Consider the following 23,300-nt stretch of genomic DNA (forward strand, 5'->3'; position numbering starts at 1 on the left):
CACTCCTTGATTAGAAGTGGGGTTATTTCTTTTTATCGGTTAAAATAAATATACAGAAGTTACATAACATTCGGTTGTAAGCACTTATAGAATTTGCGGCACAACTGACAGGAATTTAATGATAGAGGAGGGGTTACATGAAGCCTCAAATATTAATTGCAGGTGCCGGTCCGACTGGACTTTCCTTAGCTTTGAGCCTGGCGAAGCAGCAGGTTCCTTTTAAGATTATTGACAAAGAGGCCGGTCCGGGGGAGTCATCAAGAGCGATGGCCGTGATGCCGAGAACGCTTGAGTTTTATGATCAATTTAACTTCGCTGATGAATTCGTAACTGGCGGGATCAAGATTGAAGGCGTCCATGTCCATGTAGATGGTAAAGAAAAGGCACATCTCGATCTTGGGTCGATCGGTGAAGGGATAAGCCGCTTCACTTCGCCTTACAGTTTTCCACAGGATGAGCATGAGAAAGTTTTACTGAAACAGCTTGATCGGTATGGAGTAAACGTTGAGTGGAACACAGAGCTGTTGTCCTTTCAAGAGACTGATGAAGGGACAAGGGCAGTATTAGTTTGTGATGGTGAAGAAAGCGAACAAGAATTCCTTTATATATGCGGATGTGATGGCGCAAGCAGTGCGGTTCGTCATCAAATTGGTGCAGGTTTTCCAGGCGGGACGTATGAACAGGAATTTTATGTGATGGATATGAAGGCCGAAGGGGCACCGATTGGCTCTCATAGATTAGCGATGTGTATGCACGGGGAAGAGTTTGTCGTATTATTGCCTGTTCGCAGTACCGATACGACGAGAGCGATTGGTGTGGTTCCCGACTATATGACCTCAGCTTATAAAGAGATTACATCTGAAAATCTGGTGGATTACATGCAGTCGGCATTCAAGATAAACGTAAAAGAAGTCAATTGGTTCTCGACATACAAAGTGCATCATCGGGTGGCGGAAGTATTTAGAAAGGGAAGAGCTTTTCTAGTTGGGGATGCGGCCCATATTCATAGTCCAGCAGGCGGCCAGGGAATGAATACGGGGATTGGGGATGCGATGAATCTCGGCTGGAAACTGGCAGCCGTCGTACAAGGAAAAATGAAACAAGAGGTGCTCAAAACGTATGAGACGGAGCGAAAGGCCTTTGCAGAACGTCTAGTCGATACAACAGACCGTGTGTTTACACGAGTAGTCTCTAAGAAGAGAGCCAATCGACTGTTTCGAAAAAGAATTGCTCCCCTGCTGATTCCATTAGCGAATCGATCAGATCGTGCCAGAAGAAAGCTGTTTATGATCCTTTCCCAAGTGCAGATTGAGTACACAAAAAGCCGGCTGAGCAGAGGAAAAGTAAACGAACTCCAAGCTGGTATTCGGCTCCCTTATACAGGGGAGAACTATGAAGCTTTACGTGCGTGGGATTGGCAAGTACATGTCTATGGCGGGGCCAACTCTGAGCTTCGCGACTTTTGTCAGGACCGTGGGTTGGCGCTTCATACATTCAAGTATGATTCTGCCGCAGAAAAACGAGGGTTTAGCGGAGGAGCCATTTATCTAGTGCGACCGGATGGGCACATTGGTTTCGTGCATCCTGATCGGAACGTGCAGAGACTTCAAAAGTATATGGATGACTGGGGAATGATCCCCTTTAAGGCTTAATATTATTTTGCGAAGAGCGTGAAATACTGCTTTTAGATGATCATTTAAAGAAATTTGTAAAAAGTTCCATGATGCTCTAGTCTCAGGAGGATCGTTTATATTTTCTGTTGAACACCCGATTTTTACCTCCCGTGAGGAACAAGACTGGTATGTGGATGAACAAGGAAATCGTCTGCATTGGCCAGTGGATAACTACCGGCTGGAGGGAATACGTGAAACGAACTTCTTAGGTAAAGATGTCATAAAGACCATCGGACATTATCAACTTATTTAAATATCCTGATTGAAGCTGGTCTTAAAGTGAAAGCTGTTGAGGAGCCTATGCCTTCAGATGAGGTGGTACAGAATAATCCCATGAAAGATGAAAACCGAAGACCTATGTTCCTGATTATTTCAGCAGAAAAGGAATAGTGGGATCAAAAAGAAGCATGAGGCCGACAGCCCCATGCTTTTTAATTTGCCTGTAATTTTTTCTTTTTACGAGCTTTTTCCTTTTCGATCTGTTTACTGCGAAGCTGACCACATGCTGCATCAATGTCTGTTCCGTGCTCAGTGCGGACACCACATTTTATTCCACGATCCATTAAAGTCTGATAGAAGGTAAGAATCGCTTCTTTTTCACTTCGCTCGTACGGATTATCCGCGACCGGATTGTACGGAATTAAGTTAACGTACGATAAATGGCGCTTATCTTTTAGTAAAGCGGCTAACTGTTCTGCTTCCTTCTTATGATCATTCACATCTTTTAATAGAATATATTCAAAGGTAATACGACGGTTCGTTTTTTCTAAATAGTAATCAATAGCTGGCATTAGTTTCTCTAATGGATAGGCGCGATTGATCTTCATAATTTTCGTACGGAGTTCGTTGTTAGGGGCGTGGATGGATAGTGCCAAATTGATTTGGATTCCTTCATCCGCAAACTCGTACATTTTCGGCGCGATTCCACTTGTAGATACGGTGATGTGACGTGCTCCAATTGACAAGCCTTTTTGGTCATTAACGACGCGCAAGAAGTCAATCAAGTTGTCATAGTTATCGAACGGCTCACCGATTCCCATCACGACAATGTGGCTGACACGTTCGTCCTGGCCTTGCTCATCTAGATGGTGCTGCACTTGCATAATTTGTTCGACAATCTCACCACTTGTTAAGTCACGATTTTTACGCAGAATGCCACTTGCACAGAACGAACAGCCAATATTACAGCCGACCTGTGTGGTGACACAAACGGAAAGACCATAGTTAAACCGCATCAGCACCGTTTCGATCACGTTGCCGTCGTCTAATTTAAATAGGAATTTAACCGTTCCATCTTTTGATTCCTGTTTAATTTCTTCCGTTAGCGTTTCTATCGTAAAATGCTGATCAAGAAGGTCGATACAGGACTGATTCACATTTTTCATTTGCGTGAAATCAGTGACACGTTTCTGGTAAAGCCAGTTCCAAACTTGCTTTGAGCGGAACTTCTTCTCACCGTGCTCGATCATCCACTCCGTCAGTTGGTCAAAGGTTAATCCGTAAATGGATTGTTTCATATATACGCTCCTCTATAAAAAAATACGCTATTCCTATAATAATGGATATACAGGCTGTAAACAACCAGTATGGGAAAGTCAGAATCTTATTTTAACTTCCAGTACAAACATTTTAGCAGCTGCGTCATTGGAATAGAAGAAGGTGGTCGGGGAAATAACTCGCTTTCCGTGGGCGTACGGTGAGCTTCCTCAGGCTTCCGCCTTCCGGGATCTCACCCTGTACTATAATCCCACAGGAGTCTCGTCATTTCCCCGACCACCTTACCTAGTAAAAGAAACGGAACGGGTACCTGTCAGTGTAGGAACACTACATAGCCATTAATTATGACAGCTTTTATAGGTCTACCTTCATGAATGAACAGTACCGTTAAATTTAATCTCCGTTAATGGAAGGCCCGATGCTCGTAAATGGTTCCGTAGAGCTCATTATCGAAATGGGGATGGGAAACTGCGAGACTCCTACGGGAAAGGAAAGGCTGGCGAGGCCCCGGAGGTCGGAGACCGAGGAGACTTGCCGTCTTCCCCGTGGAAAGCGAGTGGTTTTCCATCCCCATCCTCATATTAATAAATACGGAACCTTTATCAATCAGGACAATTTCATAATGACGGAACAGTTAAAACAGTAGAAAGGAATTAATTTCCTTAATAATCTGTTGCATTAATTTTCCGAAAATTGTATAATATATAATCATTGAGAAAAGGAGGTCACGACCATGAAAAAACGAATTGTACGATCCCAGTCCAATTTCATATGGTTCGTGGCCAGCCGGTAAACCTAGTTTATTCCATGAGAATAGTTTCATAGCGGGCCACGTATATTTCGTGGCCTATTTATGTGTTAGGAAAGCATACGTCACGTACGTATGCTTTTTTGCGTTTTTAGGTGTCTGTCATAAAGGACAGATCTTCATTTTCTTGGTGGCAAGCGGCTGGGACCGCTTCACATAAATACATGATTACAGGAGGTTTTTATGAAATGGGTAACAAGTGGATGCACAAAGAATGGAACGAAGAGTGGAAAGAAAGCGGTTAGCTAGTCAACAGATGAAAGGATGATAGCGATGTTTAGTGTGTTAGTGAAATTACGTTGGTTTTTTAAGCAATATTGGAAAAGATACACGTTTGCCATTATCGCCTTAATTATTGTTAGTGCAATTGATTTAATCCCGCCAAAATTGGTTGGGATGGCGATTGACGAAATACAGTTTAACACCTTAACGATGGAACATTTAATTAATGTGTTGCTTTTATATGGCGGATTGATTATTGCCAGTTACACGATCTCTTATTTATGGGATTATACGTTATTCAGCGGGGCAGCCATTATGGAGCAAAGCATGCGTTCAAGACTTATGAACCAGTTTCTGAAAATGACTCCGACTTTTTTTCAACGCAATAAGGTTGGCGATTTGATGGCCCGGAGTACAAATGACCTTAAAGCCATTGAAATGACGGCTGGCTTTGGGATACTAACGTTGATCGACTCGACGATTTTTATGATCTTAATTATTGCGATGATGGGGGTGACGATCAGCTTTAAGTTAACCTTAGCAGCTTTGATTCCGCTTCCGATTATGGCATTTGTGATGAATAAGTATGGCGGTGTGATTCATAAGCGGTTTATGGAAGCTCAGGAAGCCTTCGGCGATTTAAATAATTATGTGCTGGAGTCAGTGAGAGGAGTTCGAGTGGTTCGGGCTTTTGTCCAGGAGCGACAGGACCAGCATAGATTTCAGAATATAACTGAAGATGTCTATGGAAAAAATGTCAAAGTAGCCAAGGTGGATGCTTTGTTTGAACCAACTATAACGGTGCTCGTAGGAATCTCCTACACCATCGGTCTTGGGTATGGGGCCTCACTTGTCTTTCACAATGTGATTACGCTCGGTGAGATGGTGTCCTTTAACGTATATTTAGGGATGTTAATTTGGCCGATGTTTGCGGTTGGTGAGCTGATCAATGTGATGCAGCGTGGGAATGCCTCGTTGGATCGAGTGAATGAAACGCTGCAGTATAAGCCTGACGTTTTGTCACCTAGTCAGCCGAGAAGGCTCGATTATCCAGATACGATCGAGTTTAAAGGGGTAGATTTTCAATATCCAGGGACAGAAGTTAAAGGGTTAAGTCAATTGAATGTGTCAATCAAACGCGGGCAGACGATTGGAATTGTCGGGAAGACGGGTGCTGGGAAAACCACCCTGTTTAGACAGCTGCTCCGTGAATATCCGGGGCTTCAAGGCTCGCTGCAAATTAACGGGATCGACATCAAAAACCTGGACTTAGATACGACACGATCCTGGATTGGCTATGTCCCACAAGAGCAAATTTTGTTCTCTAAGACCATTCGCGAGAACATTCAGTTTGGTAAAGAAGGTGCGACGGATGAGGAAATTTATCGAGTCATGCGGTTAGCCCACTTTCTAGAGGATATGAAAATTTTACCGAAAGGGCTCGACACGATGGTGGGAGAAAGCGGAGTTACCTTGTCTGGAGGACAAAAGCAACGGGTGGCGATAGCCCGGGCTTTCATTATGGACCCGGAAATTCTCATGCTTGATGATGCAATGTCAGCTGTAGATGGAGAGACAGAGGCAGCCATTATCGAACATCTTCGTAAGGAACGAGAAGGGAAAACAACGCTGATTGCTGCCCATCGATTGTCTGCGGTGACTCACGCTGATCATATTCTCGTCCTTGAAGAGGGCCGAATTGCTGAGCAAGGTACACATCAGGAGTTGATGAAGCAGAAAGGCTGGTATCAGACACAATACGATCATCAGCAGCTCGATCGGGAGGTGAAGGAATGAAGAAGCCTTCAACAGAACGTAAATTATTTAATTTTGCTTTATTGTATCGGAAAAGTATTCTTATTGGGCTTGTTTGTTTAATCATTGCGGTTGCTTTAGAGCTTACAGGACCATTTATTGCCAAACGTCTGATTGATGAACATATCGTCGGTATCGAAGACCAGTGGCATGAAGTGCAACAACACGATGGCTACACAGTTTCTTACAACGGAGAACTGTATAAACGGGCCGACCGTATTGAGGTTAATGATGAAGTAACCGATACGGCAACCATTCTGCAAGTAGGCAGAAATTATATGTTTATCCCATCTGATGTGCCTCTGAAAGGAAATCGCTCCTATCAAGACGGTGTCATTACCATTACTTTAAACGGGGAAACGGTGAAGACTGAAGCAGAGCAACTGTCTTTGACGGAGCTGTATCGTTTCTTCGAGCCTGAGCAGCGCTCCATCTACTGGCTGCTTGCCATCTATCTTGGACTCCTGCTGATCGCAGCTGTGTTTCAATTCATTCACACTTTTATTCTGCAAAAGACGTCCAATCGTATCATTAAGCGAATGAGAGATGACGTATTTGCTCACATTCACCGTCTGCCTGTGAATTATTTTATCGATCAGCCGGCCGGGAAAATTGTGGCGCGCGTTACAAACGATACAGAAGCGATTCGGGAGCTTTACGTCAAGGTGCTGGCTACATTTGTTACAAGTATCTTTTACATGGCGGGAATCTATGTCGCACTGTTTTTGCTGGATGTAAAGCTTGCTTTCATGTGTTTGCTGCTGATCCCGGTTATTCTGGTATGGATGAGGCTGTATAAGCATTATGGAGGCAAGTACAATACCGTTGTGCGATCTACCGTCAGTGATATGAATGGAAGTATAAATGAAGCGATACAAGGCATGTCGATTATTCAAGCCTTTCGTCAGGAAAAACAAACGTCGGAGGATTTTGAACGTCTGAATACGAGACATTTCAATTACCAACGTAAACTTGTACGACTGAGTGCTTTAACTTCGTTTAATTTGGTAAATGTATTAAGAAACATCGCTTTTGTTGCCTTTCTTTGGTATTTTGGTTCCTCATCAATTGGAGTGGAAGGGATTGTAACAGCTGGAGTGCTTTACGCTTTCGTGGATTATTTGAACCGGCTTTTTCAACCTGTAACGGATCTCGTTAATCAGCTGCCGCGGCTTGAACAGGCTCGTGTCGCTGCTGGGCGGGTATTCGAGCTGCTTGAACAACCGGTGGAACCTCAAGACCATCACCCTGTATCTCGTTATCGAGGGAAGATTGAATTTAAACAGGTAACCTTTGCCTATACAAAAGGAGAAGACGTGCTCAAAGATATTAATTTCGAAGTACAGCCGGGACAGACGGCTGCCTTTGTCGGTCACACAGGTTCTGGAAAAAGTTCGATCATGAACTTGCTATTTCGTTTTTATGACCCCCAAGCTGGTGAGATCACGATCGATGGACACTCTACAAAAGAATGGTCACGGCAGCAGGTACGTAGTCACATGGGGATTGTGCTCCAGGATCCCTTTATTTTCTCAGGAACAATTTTGTCGAATGTAACGATGAATGATGAAAAAATTTCCCGGGAAATGGCTATCAATGCCTTGAAAGCTGTGGGAGCAGATCGCTTTATAGAAAAGTTGCCAGCTCAATATGATGCCATCCTGCAGGAAAAGGGAGATTCTTTATCCATGGGAGAGCGTCAGTTGATCTCCTTTGCCAGGGCACTAGCATTTGATCCGGCCATTTTAATCCTGGATGAAGCGACGGCGAACATTGATACGGAAACCGAGCAGATCATTCAGCAAGCTTTGGAAGTATTAAAGCAAGGTCGGACGACACTAGTGATCGCCCACCGATTATCCACTATTCAGCAGGCAGATCAAATTTTCGTATTAAATCGTGGTACAATGATAGAGCGAGGAACACATAGTGAACTTCTGGCTGAAGGCGGCCAGTACTACCACATGTATCAAATGCAGCAGGGTGCCGTTAAAGCAGGTGCTATGTAGTTCTTATTCTAATGGCTTATGAGGTGTCGATACATGAAAGACCATGATGATCAAAAGCCGGATATCATTGATGATGATTTATATGAAGAAATAGATGATGAAGAATTATATGAACTTATTCAAGAGGAAAAGAGGCTGGCCTGGGAACACGAACGGGAAGAAAAAGAAGAGAGAAAATCTAAGCGTCCGTTTCCAAGATGGCTGTTCTTTCTAATCGCCTTTATGATGATAGCAAACATCATTGCTGTCATTCCGAAAACGTTCTCGATTCCCGCGATTGATTTCTTAGTGACGTCTGCAAAGCTCTCTACCAATCCAGACATTGATCGATATCAGGAAGCGGTCGTTGTTGTGGAAGCAGGGCAAAGTAAAGGGACGGGGTTCGCAATCGATAACGAGGGAACGATTATTACAAACCACCATGTGATTGAAGGAAAGAAACGGATCTCTGTTGCATTTCCTGACGAGGGTTTGTTTGAAGCCAAAGTTGTTGAGAAGTTTCCTGAGGTTGACTTAGCTGTATTACAAGCCGAAGGAAGCGGCTTTCCACATCTTACATTGGCAGAACAAACATCTTTCGATGAAGGGGAACCTTTTTATTTTATCGGAAATCCGTTAAGTTTCACAGGAATTGCGAATAAAGGGACGATTATCGACTCTATTACATTAGAAGATTGGAAGCAGCCTGTTCTAATGCTTGATGCACCAATCTATCGAGGCAATTCGGGAAGTCCAGTCATTAATCCTCAAGGAAAAGTGATTGCTGTGGTATTTGCTACCTTAGACCATGAGGAAAAAGGGCGGGTCGGCCTTGCTATCCCTATCGATTATTACTACGAGCGAACAAATCAAGAAACCCCCTAAGTAATAGCTGACGTTTTACTTAGGGGGTTAAATAGGTATTATGAATCATTGTTTTGTAGTTCATAAGACTCATTAAGTGGGCATGTTTACGTTCTTAACTTGATAATGGTTATTGCGTGATTCTAAATACCTGTTTTTTGAAATGATTATTTAATAAAATGTAAATCGTGTGTGGTGGAATACAAGTCGAATATTGAGTAAAATTGTCTTGCTCTATACAATATCCACATACCTGCCTTATACAATTAGTGAAAACTACTTCAGTTTTATATGGTTGATACAAAATTGTAATAAAAATGAAACTTTTATTTAAAATACGCCCAAATAGATCAAATATGAAACGAAAATATTTATTAGCTGGAGGTGATGAAGGTTGATCAGAGGTCTTTTTCGAACGAAGGACACCTCCCTTGATGAACTGGTAGCAGCTGCAAAACAGGGAGACGACAACATTAAAAATGAAATGCTTAAACAGTATCAACCTTTTATCGCCAAAAGTGTTTCTGAAGTATGTAAAAGATACATTGATCCAACGAAAGATGATGAATACAGTATCGGTTTGCTCGCTTTTAACGAGGCCATTGACGCTTATTCCTGTGACAAAGGCAGCTCGTTCTTATCTTTTGCGAAGCTTGTCATAAAGCGTAAAGTGATTGATTATATCCGAAACGAGCAAAAGCGTCTTAAAGTAGTTTCTCTTGACGAAGATTATGTTGAGGATGAACAAATGGAAAACCCTTCAGAGGTAAGAGCAGCGAAAGACCGCTATGTTCTTGAGACCGAAGCGTGGTATCGCAGGGAGGAGATTCGTGAATTTCAGGCTCATTTGCGAAAGTACAAGCTTTCCTTTGCTGAATTAACAGAAGCTTCTCCTAAACATGTGGACGCAAGAGAGTCTGCTATTCAGGTGGCACGTATCGTTTATGAAAACGATGAGCTTCGTCAGCAAGTGCTTGAAAAAGGCCGGCTGCCCATTAAAGATCTCGTTAAAGTAGTAGAGGTCAGTAAGAAAACATTGGAGCGAAACCGTAAATTCATCATTGCTATGGTACTCATCTTTTCTGGTGACTATGTGTATCTAAAAGATTATCTAAAGGGGGTGGGTATGTGAGAAAAGGTATTGTCATGGAGCAAAGCAGATCGTATACGATCGTGATGACAAATGATGGGAATTTCCATAAAGCGAAACTCTTAAAGCGGGCTGAAGTAGGAATGGAAGTGTATTTTCAACCTGCCGTTGTTAAACACAAAGGTTTTGCCCAGGTGTTTACACTGCCCAGGATGAAATTTGTCGCTGTTGCGTTAGCTTTATTGATTGCCTTATTTCCAGCCTATCTATGGTATGGGAGTAACAAAGCCTATGCTTTTGTAAATATTGATATGAACCCTAGTGTTGAACTTAAGCTTAATAAAAACATGCAAGTCATTGATGTGATTCCGCTGAATGAAGACGCGGAGGTCCTTTTATCAAAGCTTGAGGATTGGAGGAATGACCCTGCCTCCGAAGTCACCTTTGACATGATTACATTAAGTCAGGAATTAGGTTATATTAATAACCAAAATCAGGTGCTGATTGGTGTAAGCTATGTCAAGAAGCATGATGAGGACTTTTCTGCCAAAATTGAAAGCTATTTAGCTAAACAATCTTTTAATATGTCGATAGCTTCCTATAATGTTCCCAGCCAATTAAGGAAACAGGCGAAAAAGGAAAAGGTATCTGTTAATGAATTGATGGCAGATTCACTTAGTGAATCTAAGAAAGGTGAATCAGCGAAAGTTACGATTGAGGCTGACGATAAAGCCATTATACAATCCTTTTACAACCAATCAGAATCGTCAAATTCAAGCGGAAACGAAATGAAAAAGCCGTCTCAGAAGATCAACCGTGATTCTTCCAAAGAAATGTTCATTGTCCCAAAGGGTGAATTTAAGCCTAAACCTTCTCAAGCAAAAGAAAAGCAGAATCCTCCAGGCCAAGCTAAAAAAAAGGATCCTTCACCTCACCCTGGTCAGGCAAACAGAAGTGATCAAGCAGATAAGCGTGCTCATGATCGTCCTGCTTCGGACAAAGAAAAAGCGAACAAGAATCATTCATCAAAAGCAAAGAATAATCAACATAGCAAACCTGACCCCTCTAAACGAACTGATGATCATAAACCGGATAAAAAACCGAAACACAATGACAAAAACCAGAAGAAAAGCAAAGGTCATAACGGAAATGGCCCTGGCAAGAAGCATAACCATGGCAAAGCGAACAAACATAATGGTAACGGACCTCACTAACACTTCGGCAGAACGAAGTGTTTTTTTGTTGTTCATTCTGTGAATATATAAGGGAGGACAGAAAAAGGAGAAGGGTAATCATGGCTAAGGAATGGCTGGGAGTTAGAAATGGAGAATTAGCACCGTGTCCCAATTCTCCAAATTGTATATCTACACAGGCACAGCGACCCCCTCAGAAAATGGAGTCTTTACCATTTTTTCACGATAAAGATGGGGCAAAAAACGTCATCTTGAATATCATTGGTGCAGAGAAGGGGACTGAGATTCAAAGCCAGCATGAGGATTATTTACACGTTGTTTTTACATCGAAGTTTCTGAAGTTTAAAGACGATGTGGAGTTTTATTTTGATCAACTAGAGGAAAGGGTTCATTTTCGGTCTGCTTCAAGAGTTGGCTGCATAGATTTCGGGGTGAATCGTAAGCGAATGGAACGTATCTCCAAGGAATATCTCGACCAAATGAAAGGGGCATCTTCATGAAATTTGATTATCAACTGGCCGTGATCGGCGGTGGATCGGGTGGTTTGACTGTTGCAGCAGGAGCTGCAAGTTTAGGGGCCTCTGTAGCCTTGGTCGAACGCAAAACGGAGTTAGGCGGTGACTGTTTACATTATGGCTGTATGCCCTCAAAAGCTCTGATTCACAGTGCGGCAGAAGCGCATGTGACTGCAGAGCTGACTGAACTTTCCAGTGAGCAGTATGATTATTTGTTTACTGTAGCAATGGATAAGGTTTCGAAAGCGGTTGATGAGGTTCAGGCCCATGATTCTAAAGATCGCTTTCTTAAGTTAGGAGTAGATCTGTTTGAGGAAGAAGCAAGCTTCGTGAATGAGCATACCCTTCAGGTCGGAGAGGATGTCATTACGGCAAAACGCATCGTGCTGGCTACAGGGTCATCGCCGGTTGTGCCGCCGATAGAAGGGATGGAGCAAGTCAGCTATTTGACGAATGAATCGATTTTTAATTTAAAGAAACGCCCTCAGTCACTCGTGGTGATTGGCGGTGGTGTGATTGGCCTTGAATTAGCCCAGGCGATGGCTCGGCTGGGAGTGAATGTTACGATCGTTGAAGCTGGGGATCAGATCGTTGGACAGGAGGATCGTGAAATCGCCCAAATAGCGGAACAGGTGATTGGAGAAGAAGTATCGATCTTAACAAACGCGTCTGTGGATCGTGTTGAACAAGGAGCAGAGCAGGTCGTAGTTCATTATTCTCAAAATGGCATTCAAGGAAGTATCGAAGCTGATCAGCTATTGCTAGCAACAGGACGACAGGCAAATATTGAACGGCTTTCTCTTGAACGCGCAGGAATCAAGACAAAACATGGAGCCATTGAGGTCGATGATGGTTTGCGAACAAATCAGAACCATATTTATGCTGTTGGCGATTGCAACGGCTCGATGCCGTTTACTCATGTGGCCGGCATGGAAGGGAAACTTGTCGTTTCAAATGCAGTGCTTGGACTTTCAAGGAAAGTTTCTTATCAAAAGGTTCCATGGGTGATCTATTCGGCACCAGAAATCTATCATTTGGGCCTGACGGAAGAGCAGGCGAGAGAGAAATATAGGGATCGGCTGCTAACATTTAAGACGAAGCTTTCTGATCATGACCGATTTATAGCTGAGCGACAGACGGAAGGATTGGTAAAAGTACTAACAACGAGCAGTGGAAAAATTGTAGGCGCGCATGCTGTCGGTCCAGGTGCAGGGGAGTGGATGCAGGAAGTGGGTACGATCCAGAGCTTAAATAAAAAATTTCAGTCCTTATCCAATGTCATTCATCCTTATCCAGCACGAAATACTATCGTTTCCCAGACAGCCGATATCTATTGGCGGGAAAAGCTGTTTGACAGCAATATGAATAGTTTGATCCGCTGGTATGTAAGGAAGTTTAGATAAAAGCTGCCTCATCTTTTTTGAAAAAGAGGACAGCCATTATGAAGGGTCGCCTAGTAATCCGTAGAAGAATAAGTGGGTGAATTCATCGGTGAATCGCTGGATGTCTTCTTCTGTCCGATAAAGTTCTTTATGTTTTCGTAAAGCCTGAGCATACATATCGATATAAATCATAATCGATTGATAGGAAAGCTCATCAGAAATGTATCCTTCCGCCTTTCCTTGTTCAATCAGTTCGATGAAAAGCGGGATCGATTCTTCGTTCGTAAAAGAACTGATAAACGCCTTAATTTCAGGATGCTCTGACATGATCGACTGGATAAAGTCAGCGTCCAGGTGAAAAAAACTTTCTTTCTCACTGAGGACCATGCGATCAAGTTTTCCTTTGAAATTAAGATCAGGGCTGTGGAGAATGGCACGGGAAGTTTCCAGTAGATCATAAGCGAATGATTTAATGGTTTCCAGCAGGAGCTGATCTTTCCCGCCAAAGTAATTATAAATGGTCACTTGGGAAACGTCGGCTGCTTTTGCAATTTGCTGGATGCTGACTTTCTGCACGCCATCCTTTGAAAAAAGTTCAAACGAGGCTGCAATAATATTATTTTTCTTCCGTTCTTTTCGTTTTTCAAACCCGTTCATAGGCTTCACCTCACTTTTACTATACAATCAGTTATGAACTTAATCAAAATATTCATTTCATATTCAATATAGATAAAGAGGAAAGAGAACTAGACAGTTTAGTCGATTATTCAGTACGATAGAAGTGTTTCGCTTTGTAAGACTTTTCATAGAAAGGAACGAACTTATGTCTAAACTTGATTTATCACAATTTGAGAAAAAAATGATAGTACGTAATATGCAAGAAAATGATATAGAGCAGATTTTTGCGTTGCAGGAGTTGTGTTTTCCGAATATGGATCCATGGAAGAGGGCTCATCTTGAAAGTCATCTCAGGCATTTCCCTGAAGGACAGTTTGTCGTCGAATATGATGGCGAAATTATCGGAAGCTGTTCAAGTCTAATTGTTAATTTTGACGAGTACGATGATAAACATACATGGGATGATATTACGGATGAAGGGTATATCACAAACCATGACCCGGATGGGTACAACCTGTACGGTATTGAAGTGATGGTGCATCCGGAATTTCGCCGGATGAAGATTGGCCGGAGGTTGTACGAAGCGCGGAAAGAATTGGCGCGTGAAATGAATTTAAAAAGTATCATCATCGGGGGCCGTATTCCGAACTATCATAAATATGAGCAGGAGATGTCACCAAGAGAATATGTCGAAGAGGTGCGTAATCAAAATATTTATGATCCTGTCTTAACGTTTCAAATAATTAACGGGTTCACAGTGATGCGTATCAACCCAAACTACTTGCCGGATGATAAGGCTTCATCAAAATACGCCACATTAATGGAGTGGAATAATATTGATTATCGTGCGCGGACGAAACGTCATTTTAAGACGAGCCACCCTGTCCGTATTATGGTGATTCAATACATGATGAAAAATATCGATTCTTTCGAAGAGTTCAGCCGACAGTGTGAGTATTATGTCGATGTTGCAGCGGATTATGGCTCAGACTTTGCTGTGTTTCCGGAAATTTTCACGACGCAGTTAATGTCTTTTCTCGAGGAAAAGGTGCCATCCCAGGCGGTAAGAAGATTATCTGACTTTACGGAGGACTATATTCGAATGTTCGAGCACCTGGCAGTGAAGTACAATGTGAATATTATCGGTGGATCGCATTTCGTTGAAGAAGATGAGCAGATTTATAACATCTCTTATTTATTCAGACGTGATGGTACGATCGAAAAGCAGTACAAAATTCACGTCACACCGAATGAGCGCACGTGGTGGGGGATCCAGCCTGGAGATGCGGTGAAAGTGTTTGATACCGATTGTGGAAAAATTGCCATCCAAATTTGTTATGACATTCAATTTCCTGAACTGGCCCGCTATGCAGTGGACCAGGGAGCCAATATTATTTTTGTTCCGTTCTGTACAGATGACCGCCAAGGTTACTTGCGCGTCCGCTATTGTGCTCAGGCTCGTGCGGTTGAAAATCAGGTATATACGGTCATTGCCGGAACGGTTGGCAACATGACGCAAGTTGAAAATATGGATATCCAATATGCTCAGTCCGGGGTTTTTACACCATCCGATTTTGAATTTGCACGTGATGGTGTGGTTGGAGAGTGTAACCCTAATGTGGAGACTGTTGTGGTCGGTGATGTCGACTTGGAAGTTTTGCGAAGACAGAGAAAGTCAGGTACGGTAAGACAGCTTCGCGATCGCCGTCGTGATTTATTTGAGTTGAATTATCATATTGATACAGAAGTTAAGCCGGATCGGACATAAGATCAGCAGTTAAAAGGCGGACCAGCTCATGGTTCGTCTTTTTTACGTCGTGTTATAATCATTTTAATGAATTTTCTACATATAAGAAAAGGTGATGTTTATGCATGATCCTTCATCTCAATTGAAAACATTAAAAAATATTGCTGAGTTGTTGAATGAGTCTACAAATAAACAGGTTCTCGGTAATGTGTTGAGAAAGTTCATTTCCATGACTGATTTTGAAACGGGATGGATTTTTCTTGAAAATAAAGCGGGAGTGCAGCTTGTGGCGGATGATGGGCTTCCTCCTGCGTTAGCCCGTAATCAGAAGCAGCGTATGTGCGGGGAGGACTGTCATTGTGTATCGCGATTTAAAAATGGCCGGCTGACAAAGGCCACAAGTATTATTGCCTGTAAGCGGATTGAACAGGCATTGGAAGAAGGAATCGAGGGGACGGATGGCATTACACATCATGCAACGGTGCCCTTGCAAACACCGGAGAGAGCGTTTGGCTTATTCAACGTCGCGATGAGACATAAGACAAGTTATTCGGAAGATCTGCAGTTGTTAGAGGCGGTTGCGCTGCAGATTGGTACAGCGCTTGAACGAATCGAGCGGTTTGAAGCGGAGGAAGAATGGAGCACGCTGCTCATGAAATCTCATCAGTTGACGAAAAGCATTCAAGAGGCGGACACGTTACATAGTTTACGAACGACTGTTGAACATGGTTTGCAAGAATTATACCCAGGAGGTTCGATTCAATGGTCCAGCGGAGAAGCAGACGAAGCGGCTGATTCGTTCGGTAGCATAAGCCCGCAGTTGATCGACATGGAAGGGCGGTCTTTTTCCAAAGCAGAAACAGAGATTTTTGAGCTGGTAAAGGAATATAGCAGGGTAGCAGAACGAAAGCTGTTGCTTAGTGAAAAGGAAAAAGCGATGGCTAGAAGAGAGGAAAGGTCGCGGTTTGCCCAGGATTTACATGATTCCGTCAATCAATTACTTTTCTCAATCGTGTTAACTTCAAAGGCCGTGAGCCGTTCAGCTATCTCGGTTCCAACTTTAAAAGAGCAAGTGGATTACATCCATGATATTTCATCACAGGCGTTGAAGGAAATGCGCGCACTCGTTACTGAGGAAAAAGGCGGTCGATTTAAGAAAGGTGTCTTAGCTGAATTGCGGTCATACGCAAGTACGATTGGGCTTCGGTGTACCGTTGATTCAGCGGGTACGACCTCCATACCCTATGCTGTAGAAGAGAGCTTGTTCAGAATTGGGCAAGAGTCGTTGCATAATGTCTGGAAGCATGCAGCAATCGACGTTGTTGCTGTAACGTTACAAAAGCTTCCCCATCAAGTGGTGCTTGAGATCCGTGATGAGGGCACAGGTTTTACGAATGTAGATTGTTATGATCACTCCTTTGGCTTATCGGGGATGCGGGAGAGAGCATCGCATCATCGGGGCAAGGTTACGGTCACGAGTCAGCCTGAAGGAGGAACCACGGTTCGAGTGAAGATACCTGTAGAAGGGGGAGAAGTTAAAGATGATTAAAATTGTGATTGCGGATGACCATCAGGTCGTGCGAAAAGGACTGGTGTTCTTTTTTCAAACACAGGAAGATATTGAAGTTGTTTATGAGGCGGCAAATGGTCTAGAAGTTATTCAATATTTGGAAGGTCATCCGGCTGATGTCGTACTAATGGATATTCAAATGCCGACGATGGATGGCATTGAGGCAACGAAGCAGCTTCGCGAACAGTTTCCGGATATAAAAATAGTCATGCTGACAAGTTTTTCCGATTACGATACCGTCATTCCGGCGATTCAGGCTGGTGCTAATGGTTATCAAATGAAGGATATTGACCCAGACCAATTAGCTGATGTGATCAGGCGTGTTTATAAAGGTGAGACAATGATTGATGCTAAAGCAGCTACTCAGTTGATGACACACGTGACAGGCTCCCCTCAACAGGAAGAGGAGAAACGAATTCACGAGCTCACACGACGTGAGAAAGATGTACTGAAGGAGATTATGAAAGGGCGCAGCAATAAAGAAATTGCCAACCATTTGTTTATTACTGAAAAAACGGTGAAAACGCACTTATCGAATATTTTCTCAAAATTAGAAGTCCACGACCGAACCCAAGCCGCCCTGTTCGGAGTAAAATATATGAAATAACAGCTGACAATAAACACCACCTCAGGTCATCCAGAAAATGGATGACCTGAGGTGGTTATTTTATACATATTGGGCTGGTTGTGTCGTAGCTTGGGCGTGGTCGATATAGTGTAACAGGCTTTCATGGCTTTCGAGCAGGGTGGTTTCATGTCCTGGGTAGTGAAAAGCATGGAGAAATGCTTCTATTTTCTTAGAAAGAAAATGGTCACGGGTTCTTACCATGAGTATAAGCAATTCATCCCACTCTCCCCAGATCATGTAATGCAATGCTTTGTCATAATCTTGATAATACATAATTTTTCACTTCATCCTTCCTTAGAAAGGATTGTTTTTATTGTCTCCATGAAGGGTAAGAATGAATCAGAAAGTTCTTCACAGAAATGGAAAATTCGACACTATTCATTTTTTTGAAAAGGATTGGTATGATGGTATGGAAATGATTTACTTGGTAAGGATGGAAGGAGAAATCAGTCATGGAAGAACGATATTGGCTATGGATTAACCTTGGAGGAGTAAGCGCATTTGGATTGTTTATTTTGATCAGTCTATGTACAGCTATAAACGGACCTGCCGAGGGTGCCCTTGTTATGATCAGTGAGATCATCGCTTTACTTAGTTTTATTTTTGCTGGAGTGACGTTGTATTACATAAAAGATCGGCAGCGCTGGTTTGCAATTTCAGTACTTTCGTTTATCGGTGTCTGGATCGCATTTGGAATTGGATACGAAGTTGGGGTAAATCAAGGCACGAATCATGGCTGGATCTGGTTTTATTTATATTATGTTGTATTTATTGCCAGCTTGGTCTTGCTGCGCTATAGTTACGCTAAAATAAAAGGATTGTTTAAATTAGCTCCGGTATTTTTTATATTTTTTAATGCAATGCTGACTTTATACATGGTAACCATTCACATCTGGTTCATGCTTCCAACTAGTGATTGATCATAGCAGTCCTTTCCGGAAAGAAAGGGCTGTTTTTTTATGGAAATAAAAATGCTTAATCGGGGTAAGATCGTAAGAAGTTAGACACTTTACCAAACCTTTCGAGCTGCTTGAAGAACTGTGCAATTTCCTCCATGTAATTTTAGTATATAAGTTTCTTCAAAACACATACTACAAGTAAGCTTGGAAGGAGGAATACACCATGAAAATAAAAGCAGTTGCGCTTGGTCTACTCGTTGCTTCTTCTCTTGTTGCTTGTCAAGCTGATGAAGAACCAGGTAACGGCAACAACAATGAAGGTGCTCAAAACACGAGTTTTGAACGTATGGCTGACGATATGAATGACCAAGGAAATAATAACAATGCAAACCGCGACGATAACCGTATGGGAGATAACAACGATGACAACCATATGGGAACTAGCAATGACAATAAGAATGGTGCTGACCAGCATGAGTATGATGTAGCGGAGAAAGCTGCGCAAAACATCGAAGCTAACGTGAAGGGCATTAACGAAGCATATGTGTTAACGACAAACGATAATGCCTACGTGGCAGCGGTTCTGGGTAACCAGAATGGTGAAGCGAAAACAGAAGTTAGTGATAAGGTTGAGCAGCAAATCACAAAAATTGTTAAGGATGCAGATCAGGATATTAACAACGTGTATATTTCCACAAATCCGGACTTTGTTGACTTAACAAATAACTACGTGGATGACGTAGGAAATGGTGAACCAATTCAAGGTTTCTTCCGTGAATTTGGCCGCATGACGGACCGTCTGTTTCCAGATGCTCAGTCATAATATAAACGGGATTCTCAGCCGAGAGAATCCCGTTTTTTTATGGAAAAAATAGTGATAGTCAAACATTTCCTCCTTCATAATTAAGCATTCCCTTCTAATAAAGACAGTTACATTTCATGTTCCTGGCTGTTCTTTCATATAGTAATGTAGGCAAAGCTTAAGGAGGGGGCATTTTTGAAACAAGAAGAACATCTTAATCTGGAAAAAGCGATACGAGAAATTACAGAAATTGCTGAAGGATTCGGACTCGATTTCTACCCGATGCATTACGAGGTATGTCCAGATGACATTATTTATACATTTGGTGCTTATGGGATGCCGACTCGGTTTTCGCACTGGAGTTTCGGAAAACAGTATTACAAAATGAAGCTGCAATATGATCTCGGTCTAAGTAAAATATACGAGCTTGTCATTAATTCTAATCCGTGTTACGCGTTTTTATTAAATTCAAATAGTCTGATTCAAAATAAACTGATTGTAGCGCACGTGTTAGCTCACTGTGACTTTTTCAAAAATAATGCGCGCTTTCAAAATACGAAGCGGGATATGGTGGAAAGTATGTCAGCTACAGCTGAGCGAATTACGGCGTATGAAAAATTATATGGAAAGGAAGAGGTGGAAGAATTCCTCGATGCTGTGCTCGCTATTCAAGAGCATATTGACCCCTCACTCGTAAGACCGAAGCTGTCATGGAGTGTTACAGAGGAGGTAGAAGAAGAGGAATTAAAGGAGCCTAAGAAACCGAGAACCCCCTACGATGATTTATGGAAAATTGGTGAATCACCAGATCAAAAGCCTGCTTTTAAAAAGCGTAAAAAATTCCCGCCACAGCCTGAGAAAGACTTGCTCTTATTTATCGAAGAATTTAGTCGGGAACTGGATGATTGGCAGCGTGATATCTTAACGATGATGAGGGAAGAAATGCTTTATTTCTGGCCGCAGCTTGAAACGAAGATTATGAATGAGGGTTGGGCGTCGTATTGGCATGCGAGGATCCTAAGAGAGCTGAATTTAACGAGTGATGAGGTTATTGACTTTGCGAATTTGAACGCGAGTGTCGTCCAGCCGTCTAAAACTCAGTTGAACCCTTACTACTTGGGACTGAAGATTTTTGAAGACATTGAAGAACGCTATAATAACCCGACTGATGAGATGAAGAAACATGGGATTGAGGAAGGTTCAGGGCGAGAGAAAATATTTGAAGTTCGGGAAATTGAATCTGATCAGAGCTTTATTCGTAATTATTTAACAAAGGATTTAGTCAAACAGGAAGATATGTATTTATTTCAAAAGCAAGGGCAGAAATATAAAATCACTGATAAAGATCATGAGTCAGTAAGAGATCAGTTAATTACGATGCGTGTCAATGGAGGCTTCCCTTATCTTACAGTTCAAAATGGCGACTACATGAAAAATGGAGAACTGTATTTGAAGCACCACTTTGAAGAGGTTGAGCTGGATATATCGTATTTAGAAAAAACGCTTCCTTATATTTATCAATTATGGGGGAGACCTGTTCATATGGAAACCGTCATTGAAGACCGCAACGTAGCCTTTAGTTACAGCGGCAAAAAGATCCAGAAAAAATACTTGTAAACACTGATTTCCAATAAAACCCACCTCAGGTCATCCAGTTTCTGGATGACCTGAGGTGGGTTTTATTGGAATATTGTATGGGTATATTGTAGGGTATTGGTGAGATTTTTGATTTAGTTCCTATACGTTATGATTTTTTGGTAAACTAGTCGTTAAACAAGAAGTGAAACTTTAGGAGGTTAAAGTGATGAGTGTATACGATTATGTGCTGACCGAGTCCGATTTTGTTCATAAAGATGATTTACAGTACCCTTTTGAAGAAAGAGGTCTTCAATTTGGGGATGGAATATATGAAGTCATTCGTGTTTATAATGGAAATTATTATTTAATTGATGAACATGTGGATCGGCTGTACCGTTCGGCTGAAGCTGTCAAATTAAAGATGCCATTTGAAAAAGAGGAGATGTATCAACAGCTGGATGCACTGCTGCAAAAGAATCAAATTCAAAATGACGCTAAAGTGTATATGCAAATCACTCGTGGCTCGGCGCCGAGAGACCATGTCTTCCCTCTTAACGTCAAGTCTAATTTGTATGCTTACGTTCAGGATCTGTCCAGAAAAATGGATTTCATGGCAGAAGGGGTATCCGCTATTACGACACCGGATATTCGCTGGGATTGGTGTTACATCAAAAGTCTGAATTTACTTCCAAACGTAATAGCAAAGCAGGAAGCGAGTGAACAAGGCTGCTTTGAAGCGATTCTTCATAAAGATGGGGAAGTGACAGAATGCAGTTCCTCGAATGTGTATCTAGTTCGTGATGGCAAAGTTTTCACATATCCTGCTAAAGAAAATATTCTCCACGGTTGTGTCCGCACACGTATCAAACAGTTTTGCGAAGATGAAAGCATTCCATTTGTGGAAGAATCGTTCCGAGTGGAGGATATCCAATATGCCGATGAGTTGTTTTTAACGAGCAGTACGGCTGAGGTGATGCCTATTGTTCAAGTGGATGGGAATGCTGTAAAAGATGGCAAGATTGGAGCTATCACAAGAAAGCTGCAGCAGAAGTACGAACAGGATGCAGCCATTAAAGAATCTCAATCCATGTTTACGCATGTAAAAGCCAGTAAATAAGCAAACATTCCTGTAGTAATGGAGGTTATTTTTTGAAAAAAATCAACTTAGAAATGAGTCAAGATCAATACGAAAAACTGGTAGAGACGGTGTTTCTCGGGACATGGATGGTCAATTCAACCCAACTTGAATTGGATGAGTCATTCGAAGACGTCCGCAACCTGGTTCTTTCTAAATATAATGAGGCTGGACTTGAAGGTAAAATAACGTATCAGGAACCGTTCGATGTCCATGATCTGGCAGTAGAATATGAAAATGAGCTGCTTGATAACTACGTGGAAGAATATGACGAATTCAGCTTTTGGGATAAATTGGTCGAAAAATTAGCTGAGAAAGAGTTAATTAAAGAATTTGGCCCGCTTCCTGACTCGTTAACGGAAAAAATGATAGCCAAAAGCGTCCAATACGAAGAAAAAATAGGCAAAGAGCTGGAGGAGCGAGGTCTTACAAACCTTAATCTGAACGCATAAAAAGAAGCGTGAACCCATCGCACAGGTTCACGCTTTTTTTTGACCCACACGACGTGGGGGAGTTCGGTGTTGGCACAGGACGTGCCGGTTTTAACCGAACTTCCTTGATTGCCGAACTTAGTCGAACTTCCTCTGTTCCCGGTCTTAATTCAAAACAGTCTATCGAGGCGTTTGCGCTTTGGCCCGCTTAGGCTGACTCCAAAGATTGGCTATCGGCCGAGCACCTTGATAAGCCGCCTGGATAAAGGGACCTAATAGTAAAGCAACGATCAAAGTACCGATGCCTACGGGCGCACCCAGCAAAAATCCAATCAAAGCCATTCCCGATTCCGTGAAGATTCGAACAGAACTTTTGGATTGCTTCGTTTTCTCATTCATAATCATCATAAAATGGTCTAGCGGTATACGCGGGAAGGGAGTTCGTAAATAAATCGCAATTCCAACGGCTGTTGCGATCAATCCCAGGGTAAATATGCCCCACTGTGTCCACCAAACTTCAAAGGAAGCGTGGTCAAGTGTTCCATAAAGAAAAATATCAAGTGTTCGTCCACGTAATATAATGGGGAGCAATGACTCAAATTGAGGCCGCTTCCGTTCAATCCAGGCATTCACGAGAAGCAGAATGACAAATGCAATAATCATTACGCTGCCTACAGTTATCGGTGCGTGTCTCGATATTCCAACAGCCACACTATCTCCAGGACCTACACCTAAACCTGATTTAATGATCAGCGCGAGCCCTAGACTTGAAATAACCAGCCCCGCAACGTATATAATAAATAAATAAAAGTATTTCATCGTTGCCACCTTCAGTCTACACTGTA

Annotated in this window: 21 protein-coding genes and 1 pseudogene; 18 read left to right on the plus strand and 4 right to left on the minus strand. The window is 42.3% G+C overall.

The window, feature by feature from the left end:
* Positions 1-137: 137 nt before the first annotated feature.
* Together B5354_RS12765 and B5354_RS20775 are read left to right on the plus strand one after the other, a co-directional pair.
* Positions 138-1,652: an FAD-dependent monooxygenase gene (locus B5354_RS12765; protein ID WP_079529204.1), complete on the plus strand. Its 1,515-nt coding sequence runs from the start codon at positions 138-140 to the stop codon at positions 1,650-1,652.
* A 40-nt stretch (positions 1,653-1,692) separates the two neighbouring features.
* Positions 1,693-2,063 (plus strand): annotated as a pseudogene (locus B5354_RS20775) (class I SAM-dependent methyltransferase); the annotation flags it as partial.
* Between the two features lie 41 nt (positions 2,064-2,104).
* On the opposite strand, the gene rlmN reads toward B5354_RS20775, so the two are convergent.
* Positions 2,105-3,190, minus strand: coding sequence for a dual-specificity RNA methyltransferase RlmN (gene rlmN, locus B5354_RS12770; RefSeq protein ID WP_079529205.1), 1,086 nt, complete (start codon positions 3,188-3,190; stop codon positions 2,105-2,107).
* A gap of 1,061 nt (positions 3,191-4,251) precedes the next feature.
* On the opposite strand from rlmN, the gene B5354_RS12780 reads away from it, so the two are divergent.
* The 7 genes from B5354_RS12780 (at position 4,252) to B5354_RS12810 (ending at position 13,068) form a co-directional block, all read left to right on the plus strand.
* Positions 4,252-5,997, plus strand: a complete 1,746-nt coding sequence (locus B5354_RS12780) for an ABC transporter ATP-binding protein (protein ID WP_079529207.1) — start codon at positions 4,252-4,254, stop codon at positions 5,995-5,997.
* Positions 5,994-8,024, plus strand: coding sequence for an ABC transporter ATP-binding protein (locus tag B5354_RS12785; RefSeq protein ID WP_079529208.1), 2,031 nt, complete (start codon positions 5,994-5,996; stop codon positions 8,022-8,024). Before B5354_RS12780 ends, B5354_RS12785 begins: the two co-directional genes overlap by 4 nt.
* A 33-nt stretch (positions 8,025-8,057) precedes the next feature.
* Complete coding sequence (locus tag B5354_RS12790) at positions 8,058-8,888, plus strand: S1C family serine protease (RefSeq protein ID WP_079529209.1); 831 nt, start codon at positions 8,058-8,060, stop codon at positions 8,886-8,888.
* A 373-nt stretch (positions 8,889-9,261) separates the two neighbouring features.
* Complete coding sequence (gene sigI, locus B5354_RS12795) at positions 9,262-9,999, plus strand: RNA polymerase sigma factor SigI (RefSeq protein WP_079529210.1); 738 nt, start codon at positions 9,262-9,264, stop codon at positions 9,997-9,999.
* Positions 9,996-11,171, plus strand: coding sequence for an anti-sigma factor domain-containing protein (locus tag B5354_RS12800; RefSeq protein WP_079529211.1), 1,176 nt, complete (start codon positions 9,996-9,998; stop codon positions 11,169-11,171). Before sigI ends, B5354_RS12800 begins: the two co-directional genes overlap by 4 nt.
* Before the next feature lie 80 nt (positions 11,172-11,251).
* Complete coding sequence (locus tag B5354_RS12805) at positions 11,252-11,650, plus strand: DUF1499 domain-containing protein (protein ID WP_079529212.1); 399 nt, start codon at positions 11,252-11,254, stop codon at positions 11,648-11,650.
* On the plus strand, positions 11,647-13,068 hold the full coding sequence (locus tag B5354_RS12810; protein ID WP_079529213.1) for a dihydrolipoyl dehydrogenase family protein: 1,422 nt from the start codon (positions 11,647-11,649) through the stop codon (positions 13,066-13,068). The genes B5354_RS12805 and B5354_RS12810 overlap by 4 nt, the downstream gene beginning before the upstream one ends.
* 36 nt (positions 13,069-13,104) lie before the next feature.
* Here B5354_RS12810 and B5354_RS12815 read toward each other — a convergent pair whose 3' ends face one another.
* The gene (locus B5354_RS12815; protein ID WP_079529214.1) at positions 13,105-13,704 is read right to left on the minus strand and encodes a TetR/AcrR family transcriptional regulator; all 600 of its coding nucleotides are present in this window, start codon (positions 13,702-13,704) and stop codon (positions 13,105-13,107) included.
* 166 nt (positions 13,705-13,870) lie between these two features.
* Here B5354_RS12815 and B5354_RS12820 point away from each other — a divergent pair, with 166 nt between their 5' ends.
* The 3 genes from B5354_RS12820 (at position 13,871) to B5354_RS12830 (ending at position 17,589) form a co-directional block, all read left to right on the plus strand.
* Positions 13,871-15,433 carry a GNAT family N-acetyltransferase gene (locus tag B5354_RS12820; protein ID WP_079529215.1) on the plus strand — a complete coding sequence of 521 codons (1,563 nt, stop codon included), beginning with the start codon at positions 13,871-13,873 and terminating at the stop codon, positions 15,431-15,433.
* Positions 15,434-15,533: 100 nt separating this feature from the next.
* Positions 15,534-16,961, plus strand: a complete 1,428-nt coding sequence (locus B5354_RS12825) for a GAF domain-containing sensor histidine kinase (protein ID WP_176142489.1) — start codon at positions 15,534-15,536, stop codon at positions 16,959-16,961.
* Positions 16,954-17,589 carry a response regulator transcription factor gene (locus B5354_RS12830; RefSeq protein WP_079529217.1) on the plus strand — a complete coding sequence of 212 codons (636 nt, stop codon included), beginning with the start codon at positions 16,954-16,956 and terminating at the stop codon, positions 17,587-17,589. The genes B5354_RS12825 and B5354_RS12830 overlap by 8 nt, the downstream gene beginning before the upstream one ends.
* A 60-nt stretch (positions 17,590-17,649) precedes the next feature.
* On the opposite strand, the gene B5354_RS12835 is transcribed toward B5354_RS12830, so the two are convergent.
* Positions 17,650-17,883, minus strand: a complete 234-nt coding sequence (locus tag B5354_RS12835; RefSeq protein ID WP_079529218.1) for a YhdB family protein — start codon at positions 17,881-17,883, stop codon at positions 17,650-17,652.
* A gap of 61 nt (positions 17,884-17,944) precedes the next feature.
* Between B5354_RS12835 and B5354_RS20515 the strand changes: the two genes are divergently transcribed.
* The 6 genes from B5354_RS20515 (at position 17,945) to B5354_RS12860 (ending at position 22,476) form a co-directional block, all read left to right on the plus strand.
* On the plus strand, positions 17,945-18,091 hold the full coding sequence (locus B5354_RS20515) for a hypothetical protein (RefSeq protein WP_176142490.1): 147 nt from the start codon (positions 17,945-17,947) through the stop codon (positions 18,089-18,091).
* Complete coding sequence (locus B5354_RS12840; RefSeq protein ID WP_079529219.1) at positions 18,063-18,530, plus strand: hypothetical protein; 468 nt, start codon at positions 18,063-18,065, stop codon at positions 18,528-18,530. Before B5354_RS20515 ends, B5354_RS12840 begins: the two co-directional genes overlap by 29 nt.
* Positions 18,531-18,732: 202 nt before the next feature.
* A complete protein-coding gene (locus B5354_RS12845; protein WP_079529220.1) occupies positions 18,733-19,332 on the plus strand; it encodes a YhcN/YlaJ family sporulation lipoprotein in 600 nt (199 codons plus the stop codon).
* 174 nt (positions 19,333-19,506) lie between these two features.
* A complete protein-coding gene (locus tag B5354_RS12850; RefSeq protein ID WP_079529221.1) occupies positions 19,507-20,928 on the plus strand; it encodes a SpoVR family protein in 1,422 nt (473 codons plus the stop codon).
* 187 nt (positions 20,929-21,115) lie between these two features.
* Positions 21,116-22,006, plus strand: a complete 891-nt coding sequence (gene dat, locus B5354_RS12855; RefSeq protein WP_079529222.1) for a D-amino-acid transaminase — start codon at positions 21,116-21,118, stop codon at positions 22,004-22,006.
* Positions 22,007-22,038: 32 nt separating this feature from the next.
* A complete protein-coding gene (locus B5354_RS12860; protein ID WP_079529223.1) occupies positions 22,039-22,476 on the plus strand; it encodes a hypothetical protein in 438 nt (145 codons plus the stop codon).
* A 159-nt stretch (positions 22,477-22,635) separates the two neighbouring features.
* Here B5354_RS12860 and B5354_RS12865 read toward each other — a convergent pair whose 3' ends face one another.
* Positions 22,636-23,274, minus strand: coding sequence for a YczE/YyaS/YitT family protein (locus B5354_RS12865; protein ID WP_079529224.1), 639 nt, complete (start codon positions 23,272-23,274; stop codon positions 22,636-22,638).
* Positions 23,275-23,300: the final 26 nt, after the last annotated feature.

Source organism: Halobacillus hunanensis (assembly GCF_900166655.1).
GTDB lineage: Bacteria > Bacillota > Bacilli > Bacillales > Halobacillaceae > Halobacillus_A > Halobacillus_A hunanensis.